Origin of the sequence: Abiotrophia defectiva ATCC 49176, assembly GCF_037041345.1 — a bacterium.
Lineage (GTDB): Bacteria > Bacillota > Bacilli > Lactobacillales > Aerococcaceae > Abiotrophia.
Map to the genome: position 1 here is coordinate 1,498,412 of NZ_CP146287.1, position 11,503 is coordinate 1,509,914.

6 protein-coding genes are annotated in these 11,503 nt (G+C 45.9%); 1 reads left to right on the plus strand and 5 read right to left on the minus strand.

Annotated features, from left to right (window positions below; genetic code table 11):
* Positions 1-8 precede the first annotated feature (8 nt).
* A complete protein-coding gene (locus V7R82_RS06985; protein WP_070755222.1) occupies positions 9-527 on the minus strand; it encodes a hypothetical protein in 519 nt (172 codons plus the stop codon).
* Between the two features lie 135 nt (positions 528-662).
* Between V7R82_RS06985 and V7R82_RS06990 the strand changes: the two genes are divergently transcribed.
* Positions 663-1,172 carry an FUSC family protein gene (locus V7R82_RS06990; RefSeq protein ID WP_070755221.1) on the plus strand — a complete coding sequence of 170 codons (510 nt, stop codon included), beginning with the start codon at positions 663-665 and terminating at the stop codon, positions 1,170-1,172.
* A 64-nt stretch (positions 1,173-1,236) separates the two neighbouring features.
* Here the strand turns inward: V7R82_RS06990 and V7R82_RS06995 are convergent, their stop codons facing one another.
* From V7R82_RS06995 to V7R82_RS07010, 4 genes are all read right to left on the minus strand, one after another.
* Entirely contained in the window at positions 1,237-3,024 is a 1,788-nt protein-coding gene (locus V7R82_RS06995) for a serine hydrolase (protein ID WP_306485940.1), read from the minus strand.
* A 90-nt stretch (positions 3,025-3,114) separates the two neighbouring features.
* Positions 3,115-4,296 (minus strand): class I SAM-dependent rRNA methyltransferase, encoded by a 1,182-nt coding sequence (locus V7R82_RS07000; protein WP_338542138.1) that lies wholly within the window; start codon positions 4,294-4,296, stop codon positions 3,115-3,117.
* A gap of 3 nt (positions 4,297-4,299) precedes the next feature.
* Positions 4,300-4,941 carry an HD domain-containing protein gene (locus V7R82_RS07005; protein ID WP_291429381.1) on the minus strand — a complete coding sequence of 214 codons (642 nt, stop codon included), beginning with the start codon at positions 4,939-4,941 and terminating at the stop codon, positions 4,300-4,302.
* Between the two features lie 134 nt (positions 4,942-5,075).
* On the minus strand, positions 5,076-11,273 hold the full coding sequence (locus V7R82_RS07010; protein ID WP_338542141.1) for a CshA/CshB family fibrillar adhesin-related protein: 6,198 nt from the start codon (positions 11,271-11,273) through the stop codon (positions 5,076-5,078).
* Positions 11,274-11,503: the final 230 nt, after the last annotated feature.

Genomic DNA, 11,503 nt, shown 5'->3' on the forward strand with positions numbered 1-11,503 from the left:
AATCGTTACTACAGCTGTCCATTCAATTGGTTATCAAACCATTCCAAGAGTTTAATCTCATCGCCCTCAATTTGCTGACGAATAATGCCTGGTAACCGTAATTCTAAGACATCACTATAACCCCAGATATGATAATCAGCAATTACTTGTAAAATCATCATGTTGGATTTACGATTTGAGCTTTCCTCATTAGGTTCGCTGTGGTGCCACTCCATACGGGCCATCCCTTGATGAATCCAACGGCGGGCTATCTGATACTTGAGATACTGGTATTCTTTGACTGGATTGGCCATGACATCACTCAGACGTTCAGCATTGCGAACCACCTTTTGAACTAGCATCCATTCATAATCTGTAAAAAGGGTCGACAAAATTTTAACATTTTCATATTTCAGGCCCTGTTCTCCCTTCTTGAAGCGATCCCAGCTCTGTGCGCTAATACCCAGTTTATCTGTATAAAAAGCCTTTTCGGTTACATATTTTTCTTTGACTGCATTAAGTACGATACTGATAAGAGCTTGATTCATACTTATCACCTCATTCAATAGATTACTTGTCCTTTTATTATACACCTTTTAGGTGAACTATCAAATGGTTTGTCCCTAAGTTCTTTTTTTGATACACTTAAGCCTAAGAAAGTCTGACAAAGGAAGATACCCTATATGAAACTTAATCTCGACCTCAAATCCTTTAAAGTGGGCATGCGGACCTTCAAGACTACTATTGCGGTTGGTTTGACTATCACTCTTTTCGAACTTTTGAATCGTCAACCTGCCGTTTTGGCGGCTATCGCAGCAGTTTTCACCTTGAGGACCGAGCATGAAACCTCTGTTAAATTTGGGCGCATCCGCCTCTTCGGCAATACGTTAGGTGTAGTGATTGCTATTCTGCTGACTCAGATTGCCCTCTGGATGAATCTGCCCTTACCTATCTATCGGGTTTTAGGTGCTAGCTTGGGGATTCTCTTAGTTATCGTCTTTTGTAATGCTTTCAACCACCCCGCTAGTGTCGTTAATTCAAGCGCTACCTTCTTCGTCGTCTTCCTTAACACCCCCAAGGAACACCTCTTAGATTATGGCGCTAATCGCATCTTGGACGCTATCATCGGTTCCGCCATTGCCATTATAGTCAACCGTTTGCTTCCCAATCCTCATGTCAAGAAAGAGGCCTAGAGAATTTTGCCAACTTAGACTAAAAAAGCTGAGACAGGTATTACTACTGTCTCAGCTTTTTATCTTAGTAATAGAGCCAGGTACCGCGACCTGTATCCCAATACCAACGTCCTTGACGTGGAGTGGAATCGAGGACACCGTCACCATCATCATCGAAATAATCAAAAACAGGTGCAGGTTCTACGTTAGGGTTGTTAAGTTCAGCCTGAGTAGGCAACTCAGGAGCAGATGAGTTGCTCGCAGTTGATGATTCACTACTTGAAGCACTTGATTCAGTTGCATTAGTTTGGCCTTGGGCAAACTCCACTAAGGTCTTCACGATTGAAGCCACATTAGTATTCGCGGTTTCTCCTTCGCCAGGTGCACCAAGAACTACAACAATCACGGATTTTCCGTTCATCTCAATAATTGCCGCATAATGGTGCATACTCCCCACTTGATCAGGTGTCGTCATTTCATAACGTCGTGTTACATCTTTCAGATCTGTTGGGAACTTGGTGGAAACCGGAGTCTTAAGAACGGCTTCTTTAAGCGCTGCACTCACCTTATTATTAACTAACTTATCTTGGGCCAGCTGATTCAACAAATTAGCCAAGTCATAGGCACTTGTGGTCACACCTGTAATATCACCTGCCTCATTCAAGGCTAGATTAGCACTAATCTTTGTTGAATAGTAGCCTTGGCTATTAAGCCAGAGATTCAATTCATTTGCGCCACCTACTTGTTGAATTAAGTAATTCATGGCTGTTGCATCTTGGGCTACCACTACTGCATCAATTAATTCTTGGATAGTAATCTTTGAACCAATAGCGTGTGTTGCCATAGCCGTCTCTCCCGTCCCTACACGGAGAGCTTCTTGAATTTCAACTTCAGTTGTTAGTTCAAACTTTTTCTCATCAATCAATTGATAGGTCCGTGCTAATACAAACCATGCAAAAAGGTTAGATGCGTCACTAGACTTAGTACTTGATAAGTAAGGAGCTTTGCTACCGACTTCTTGAAGAGCCAGGACTTGTTTACCATCGGACTTGAAGGCTGCCTCTAAAGCTTTCACTTGATCTTGACTCAGACCTAAATCCGGTGTTTGATATTCAAGTTGTTCGGTGTAGTTAAGGCTGTCCGCCTTGATGGCCAAGGACACCTTACTACCAGTTGCTTTAGTAATTTGATAGCTTGGGTCCACATAACGTAAGACTAAATTGTTAGCTTCCTTGACTAAAGAGTAGTCTGTTAAGTCGCTACCATCTACGGAAAACTTGAATGTATCACGGGTCAAATTCTCTAATGGTTGCTCAAAAGTCAAAGTGACCGTCACAAAAGGATAGGCAGAAAGATCTGCTTGTTTACTTTTGGCTTGAAGGTTTGGCGTACTACTTGATTCTTCCTTGCTGGACTCCTGCGCTACTTGGCTAGAGCTTGATGATGTTGGTGTTTCAGTATTTTGATTTCCCCATTTAATTCCCACGGCATTCAAGGCTTGTGGTAAGTACTTAGGTAACTCCGGACCATATAAGAAAGCCAAGAATAAAAGAATTAAAACAAGCACCATCTGTAGAATACTGAAGATAACTCGCATGAAACCACGACGACGTTTTGGTTTGAATTCAGGAACTAATTCTTCCTCATCATCTTGGGATGAAAAATCAAAATTCTGAATTTCTTGGGTATTACGCCACGCTTCATACTCCGTTGTCTGGTGTAAATCATCATGAGGCAGAACTGTATTCGAATCGAATGCTTCATCATTCTCATAATGTGGTTCCCTCACCACTTTTTTATCCGCAAATGAATAACCACAACGGGCACAGTGCGTCTTACTTCTGACTGGCTTGCCACAGTTTGGACATTGCATATCTTAAATCCCTCCTCTAATTAGGTTGCTACCTATTCCCTACAATTCTATCATAGAATAGCTAAAAATTAAAGCGCCTTATCACAATAATTAGCCCTTGGTCCCCTTGGCCAGGACTAATACTTTCAAGTAGTCACTGCGCTTATCTTCTGACCGCGGGAAATCCTCTCCCAAGCCAAAACTAGCCTGCAGTTCAGCACCCGGACACGCTGCTAAGCAATCTGCTTTAAAGCGTTCTAAAGGATAGGCCGAGTGATTGGTAGACAAGACTAATTGACCACCTGGGGCCACCAAACACCAAAGATCTGCCGCAAGCTGGCCATAATTTTTAAGGGCAGAGAAGGTATATTTCTTCGTGCGCGCAAAACTAGGTGGGTCACATACAACTCGATCAAAGGTCAGTCCTTTTCGCTTAGCATAGCGGATATAGTCGAAGACATCCATGACACGAATTTCATGCGCTTGGCTAGGCGTCTCTATCCCATTCAGCGCGAAGTTTTCCTGGGTCTTAGCTAGGCTACGATTAGCCACATCTACGCTAACGGTTTTGCTTGCGCCCCCCATTGCGGCCGCTACTGAGAAACCACCTGTATAACTGAAGAGGTTTAAGAGACTTTTGCCAGCAGCTCCCTGCATGATATAGTCTCGCACCTGCCGCTGATCCAAAAAGAGACCTGTCATCCATTCCTCTCCAAGATGGATGGCATAGTGAATGCCATTTTCGCGAATAGTGACTGGTGCGGGTGCTAGCTGACCTTCAAGGTGACTAATAGCTTGTTCAGCCACTTGTTGATCAAAACGCTGGGTTTCATAGATTCCCAAGATGCCGGGAACATGAGCTTTAAGAGCTGATACTAGCTCATCGCGGTAATGATAAATTCCTTGAGAATACCAGTTAAGCTGGATAAATCCTGCATACCAATCCACTGTCACCCCGCCCAAGCCATCACCTTCTCCATTGATAAGGCGAAAGGCAGTTAAGTCTGAACGGTTAAAATAGGACTGACGCTGAGACAAGGAAGCTTGAACCCGTTGCTCTAACCAGTTAGCGTCTAGCTGACTATTCTGAGTTAACAACCAGCCTAAGCCCTTCTGTTGGCGCCCGACTAGCATGAGTCCCAGCCACTGCCCCGTCACCGACTTTAAGCCTACTACACTTCCTTCGGCTAGCCGCTCAGCTACTTCTGACTCCATGATGTCAGCTAACTGAATCAACGCCTTGCCCTTTTTTAGCCCTTGACTGGCTTTCTTCTTCACGATTAGTGTATCCATCTATTATTCTCCTTTGATTTCAGCCCAGAATTGTGCCAGGTATTGGCGCATAAAAGCAGTTCTATCTTGGGCTATAGCACGGCCTGATGCAGTATTCATCAAGTCAGCCAACTTTAATAATTTTTCATCAAAATGCGCAAGGCTGCTCTGATTTTGACGATAATCTTCTTGACTTAACTGGGACAAATCACGAGGAGGCAAGTCATTATAGAGATCATGTCCTCGTGAACCTCCATAATAGAAGGTACGAGCGATACCAATTGCGCCTAAGGCATCTAATCGGTCTGCATCTTGCACAATTTGTCCCTCGAGTGACAGAGATTGCCTTTCTTGCAGGTTTTTACTAAAAGACTGGCGATCCATAATTTCTAAAATAGCATCTCGTTCCGGTAAAGTTGCGCCTGCTTGTATTAGAAGCTCTGCTACTTCTCTACGCGCTTGAGCTGGATTCGATGTCACCTTATCATCAATGACATCATGCAACCAAGCGGCAGCTAGCACAATGGAGGTTTTTATGGGCTGTGATTCAGCTGCCATCAAACGTTGAGCATTGGCTACCACACGCTCAAGGTGCTGAATATCATGCCCCGTCTTATCTTGCGCCATACGTTGACGCACAAAAGCTTCAATGATTCCTAACTCCATTCCCTGTCACACTCCTTTCTTGTATTCTAGCACAAGAGTCCTGCTCAAGGCTAGCTAGCCCCTAGTGTTTACTTGCTTAAGCAGAAAAAATCCCTCAGTCCTTGCTAAGAAGGCTGAGGGATTTTGACTAGGCTTTAGTCTTCATCTGTCGCTTGGCGCTTGCGCGTCGCAACTAGGCCGACACTTGCTAAGATAGTCAAGGCCACACCTGAGAAGAAGCTATAGTCTGGGGCTTCACCAGTTGCTGGTAAGAGCCCTTGTCTTTCTACCTCTGGCTCACTTGGAGCGACTGGTAGTGGTACAACGGTTGGCACATATTGTGCCGTCACCTTGCGCCCGTTGCGGTCAACCCGAACCACGGTCACACCACTTGCTTGGCCTAAGAAGCCGGCTTCTGGTGTGAAGGTCACAGAACCATCTGGGTTAAGAACATAAGACCCTTCCCCTGGTACGGTTAATTCAGTTTGACCATTTTCGAAGGTAGCTGGGATGGTCAGATCCACATCGCCTTCAAAGACTGGCGTCCCGGTTTGTTTTTCACCTGGGTAGCCGGTTGAAGTCGTATCTTGTGTCTTCACTTGTCCGTAAACGGTTGGAATGTACTGAATCTTCAGTTCTTTCCCGTTGACATCACGACGGATAACCGTAATTGGACTTGCCTGGCCAATAAAGTCTGGTTCTGGCGTGAAGGTCACTTCCCCTGTCTCAGGGTTGACGGTGTAAGTCCCTTGACCTGGAACGGTCACGCTGGTGACCCCACCCTCGAGATAAGCTGGAACTTTGGTATCCACTTGACCCTTGAATTCTGGTAACTTGCTTTGGCTTTGACCCTTCATGCCCTCGCTAGTCACGCTAGCGTTGACAACTGGTGAATAAGTCGCTTCAGCAGTTGTCCCGTTGACGTCAGTGGCTTGAATGCGGGCTGGGACTGGTTGACCCACGTAACCTGGATTTGGTGTGAAGGTCACGGTTCCGTCTTGGGATAAGCTGTAGGTCCCGACTTGCTTGCCCGCTTGGTCCAAGGCTGGAATAGTCGTGTCAGCCACAGCTTGGCCATTGACCACAAACTTGAGGCTGCCTGGGACTAAGTCCACGCTTTGTTCTGTGCCGTCAATATTGGCAGAACCTGGTACAAACTTAACTTGACCCGTTTGGGCTTGGTTAACCACGCCTGAAGAGTAGTCGTCGTTAGCACCTGGTTTAACTGGGATAACGGTCGCTTGGTAAGTAGCCGTCACTGGGGTGCCGTTCTTATCGACGCGTTTAACCGTCAATGGTGAACCTTGGCCCGTGAAGGTCTTCTCTGGAACAAACTCGATGGAGCCATCTGCTTGGATGGTGTAGACCCCTTCGCCGATGACAGACTTACTTGTCTTGCCATCTTCAAAGGTCATTGGCACCGTCTCATCAATTGGCACCGATGAATTTCCTGGCGTAAAGACTGGACGAGCCGTTTGTTTCTTGCCCTGCACTCCAGTTGAAGTGGCTGGCGTGCTAGTTGGCGTTACCTTAGTCACGGTTGGGGTGTAAGTTGCGGTGACTGGTGTACCGTTCTTGTCTACACGTTTAACTGTCACTGGGTCTGGCGTACCAACAAATTGCTTGTCTGGCGTGAAAGTAATGGAACCATCTGGGTTGATGGTGTAGACACCAACGTTTGGCACAGCCTTAGTGCTTGAGCCATCCTCGAAGGTCATTGGACTATCCACATCGATTGGCACTGCTGGGTCACCTGGAGTGAAGACTGGCGTCGCTGTCTGTGGTTGACCTTGAACACCCGTCGAAGTCGCTGGTGTGCTGGTTGGTGTTACCTTAGTCACGGTTGGGGTGTAAGTTGCGGTGACTGGTGTACCGTTCTTGTCGACACGTTTGACCGTGACAGGATCTGGTGTCCCAACATATTGCTTGTCTGGGGTGAAGGTAATGGAACCATCTGGGTTGATGGTGTAGACACCAACGTTTGGCACAGTCTTAGTACTTGAGCCGTCCTCGAAGGTCATTGGGCTATCCGCATCAATTGGTACCAATGGGTTCCCTTCAGTAAAGGTTGGCGTGCCCTTTTGTGGTTGACCTTGAACACCATTTGATTCAGCGTTGGTGCTGGTTGGCGTTACCTTGGTTACGGTTGGAGTGTAGGTAGCCGTTACTTCCGTACCGTTCTTGTCGACACGTTTAACTGTCACCGGATCTGGGGTCCCAACATATTGCTTGTCTGGGGTGAAGGTAATGGAGCCATCTGGGTTGATGGAGTACTCACCTACACCTGGAACCTTCTTCGTGCTTGACCCGTCTTCGAAAGTCATTGGACTATCCACATCGATTGGCACGGCTGAGTCACCTGGTGTGAAGACTGGACTGCCGGTTTGTGGCATACCTTGGACACCTGTTGAAGTGGCTGGCGTGCTGGTTGGTGTTACCTTAGTCACGGTTGGAGTATAAGTAGCAGTCACAGGTGTCCCGTTCTTGTCTACACGTTTGATAGTGACTGGGGCTGGTGTCCCTACGTATTGCTTGTCTGGAGTGAAAGTAATGGAACCATCTGGGTTGATGGTGTAGACACCGACACCTGGCACAGTCTTAGTTGGCTGGCCGTCTTCGAAAGTCATTGGGCTATCCAAGTCGATTGGCACGGCTGAGTCACCTGGTGTGAAGACTGGGGTTCCTGTTTGTGGAACGCCTTGAACGCCGTTCGATGTGGCGTCAGTGCTTGTTGGTGTTACTTTCGTCACAGTTGGCGTGTACTTAGCAGTGACTTCCGTACCGTTCTTGTCCACACGCTTAACAGTAACTGGGTCTGGGGTTCCAACGTATTGCTTGTCTGGCGTAAAGGTAATCGTACCATCTGATTCAATGACATAGGTCCCGACATTTGGCACCTTCTTAGTGCTTGACCCATCCTCGAAAGTCATTGGCTTAGCGTCATCAAGTGGTACCAACGGATCACCCTCGGTGAATGTTGGCTTACCCTTTTGTGGTTGGCCTTGAACACCACTTGACTCAGCGTTGGTGCTGGTTGGCGTTACTTGCGTAACGTTTGGCTGATAAACTGCATCTGCAGTAGAACCATTGCTGTCTGTTACGCGAAGGCGTGCAGGAGTAGGTGTTCCGTAGAAATCAGGAGCAGGCTGGAAGCTAATCTCCCCATTTGGTTTAACTGTATAGGTTCCTTGTACCTTGCCACTTGCGTCGCTAACTGCCAAGGTATTACCCTGTTGAACTTGCCCATCCACAACGAATTGTGGTCCAGCTGGGTTTAATGGAACTGTTTGAGTTTGATTATTAACAGTTGCTTGACCCGGTGTGAAGTTAAGTTGGCTAGTTTGAAGTTGCCCTTGAAGCCCAGTAGTCTGAGTATCTTGGCCTGTAGGGGTTGCAGCCTTGACATCGGCTTGATAAGTAGCAGTTACTTCTGTCCCGTTCTTATCCACACGTTTAACCGTTTCAGGATTTGGACGACCAGTATAGCCAGGAAGTGGTTGGAAGGTTACACGTCCTGTATTATCCACTGTATAAGTCCCAACACCTGGAACTTCCTTAGTTGATTTTCCATTGTCAAAAGTTGGTGCAACGGCTTCATCAATTGGCACACGGCTATCACCTGGAGTGAAGACTAGGTTTCCGGATTGCTCAGCCCCTTGAATACCTTCAGAGCTTGCGTTCTGACCTGTTGGTACAACTGGCGTCACCTTCGGTTGGTAAGTCGCTCGGTGAGGTTGCCCAGAAGCATCATTTACTTGTAAATTAACTGGATCTACCGTCCCAACAAATGACTTGTTTGGAGTGAAAGTTACGCGACCTGTTGCTAGATCTAAGTTAAAGGTCCCGACTTCCTTACCACCAGAAGTTGCTGGAATACTTGTCCCTGATACAGGATTACCCTCAGCATCTAAGAAAGTAGCTGGATTGCTAGCCGATGGCTGAACAGGTGTGTTGGCTGGATCCCCATCATTAAAGACGATGTCTTTTTCTTGTGGTAAACCTTGTGCGTCGGTTGAAACGTTCTCAGTATGCTTCAATACATTTGGAACATAACGAGCGTCCATAGTATTGAGCGTATCACTTACAGGTGCTTCTGAATTGTTCTTAGCGGTCCAGTTAGTGTCTGATCCGTTGGTATCAAAACGACGAATATTAATCCCTGCTGCTTTACCAGTAAAACCTGCCGCAGGCTCAAAAACAACATTAACGTCAGCGCCATCTGCGGTCACTTTATAGCGTCCTTCTGTCGTAGTATACCATCCCTCACCATTTGGTGTTAGGGTCTGCCCTGTATTATCTAAAACGATTGGTGCTTTGTTGGTGTCAATGGCTGCTTTGGCATTCTCATCGTTCTTATCAACACCACGAGGAGTAAAGTGAAGGGTTGCTTTTTGTTGTTGATCTTGTAAACCAAAAGTCTCCTTCTTCTCACCTTTTGGTGGATAGGTTAAGAGCACTTCTAAGTCCTCTACTTCCCCACTAAATGCTGTTCCAGTAGGTTTTTCAATATCCCCTTGATTCAAGGCAATACGAACACGCATCCCAATCTTGTTAACCTGATCATTTGTCATCGGCGGATGATTTTTGAAGTTAACAGTGAAGTCGCCTTCACCCGTTACTTCAGTGAAATCACTGGCTTCATTATCATCAAACTTTCCGTTTTGGTTGAAGTCCATCCAAGCACGAACATATGCCTTGGCATTGCCATTGACATTTGCGTGGAAACGAACGGAGTAATTTCCGTCACGAAGACGATCTGCCCGGAAAAGATTGTGAGTCTGATTAACTAAATCATCAGGCAAGAGTTGCTTGATACCCTCATCGGCGTGGTCTGTATTATCATCGTGAGTCCAATCACCGCCAGAAGACGTGTCAATATCGGCTTTCACCCTACCTAGATAAGGTTGAGGGCTAGGATTCCCTGTCTCTGCATCGTAGCCAGAAATAGCGTGAACTGCTGTCCCATAAGTTTCAGGAGCATCCCCTTCATCAACAACCATAAAACCTATCATAGCCCCTTGTTGACCGGAAGAAGCAATATAAATTCCCACTTCAGAAGCCCCACGACTCATAACAAGTGGCACCGTATAGCCATTTGAAACATTAGGACCAAAAACTTGGGAACCTAGCCCCCCCGTTTTTTGATCTGGATTAGTATAGGCATGCCAATAAACCTTACTCCCTTCTTCCCCGATATATTGACCATCAGTGTTAGGAAGCATTGCATAATAGGTATCCGTAATTTCGGTCCCATCTGGGCGGACACGTTTCCATTCAGCCAAGTGCTCCCAGCCTTGCCCATTTGTAGTAAATATAGCATACTCACCTGGGTTGGCTTCTTCGCCATCGGCCATAACTACAGTCGCCTTAACTGGCTTGTTAAGATAAGTTGCTTCAACATTGAAAGTCACCCCATAGTTAGCACCGTTGCGTGGCACTTGTAATTGGGTCAATCGCCCTTTAGTATTGATTCCTTGATCTCTAATAGCTGTCCATTGGTTCTGAGCTGCCCCTATAATTTTAGGACGGTAGTCATCTCCATTGTTCTGCTGATCATTGTATTCAGGCGCATATGTCAGCCATGTATTCTTAGCATTCGGATTGTAGCTAGCTGCATGCTCAGTCCCCTGAACACGATTACGATAGATTTCGGTTGAGTTAAAGGGTTTTAAGTCCGTAACCGTCAATTTAACCCGATATCCTGGCGAAATTTCTTTTTCATAGACGGTTCCTACTTTAAGGGAACCATTGTCCAAATTCGAAATTGAATTAGGGTCAGATAAATCTAGCCAATTGATTTGCTTCATTAAATCAGCTGGTCTCTTATTCTCCGAATCAGCCAAGGTAGGCTTCGATACCGTATTATTAGGATTGCCATCCCGCAAACTATTAGATGTAACATCTCGACGTACTCGGCGAGAACGACTAGTCTGTAATGCTTCCACAGAAGGCACTGGTCGATCTTCATTTGTTGCTTGACTAGAAGCAGAATGAATAGGGCCTTCTGAGGATTCTTGGGGCTTATTCAAACTCTCTTCTTCTTTAAGTTTTTCCCTAGATTCTATTGGATCACTTCCTTGATCCGTTGAAGCAAGACTATCTACTTCTGAGGCTTGATTTAGGTTAACCTCGGGGGCTAGCGATTGATCGCTCGCTTCGGCCACTACTTCGTAATCTACACTACTTGTTACACCGCTATAATCTTGGGCCTCCGCAGTTGCACCATTAGCAAAATAAATACCACAGGCTACTGCTACAGAGGCTGCGCCAAAGCTAAACTTCTTAATCGTATAGCGCGTGATTATCTCGCCCTGTTTTTTATCATTCATCTGGCGATTATTCTTACTAAACATAGACTGACTCCTCTATATAAAATATACGATGAAAGAAACAAACTAACGAGGAAGCTACTCTACATGAGAATCTGCACACCAATGGAACTGGAGCCAAGGTAGTGCCCTTGTTAACTTCTTTCATTCACTCCGCCCATTATTATAGTATATATAGAGAGAGATTGCACGATGTTTTTTAGGAAATTTGCTTCTAATCATTTGACAAGCTTTCCATTGATAAATATGTAGTT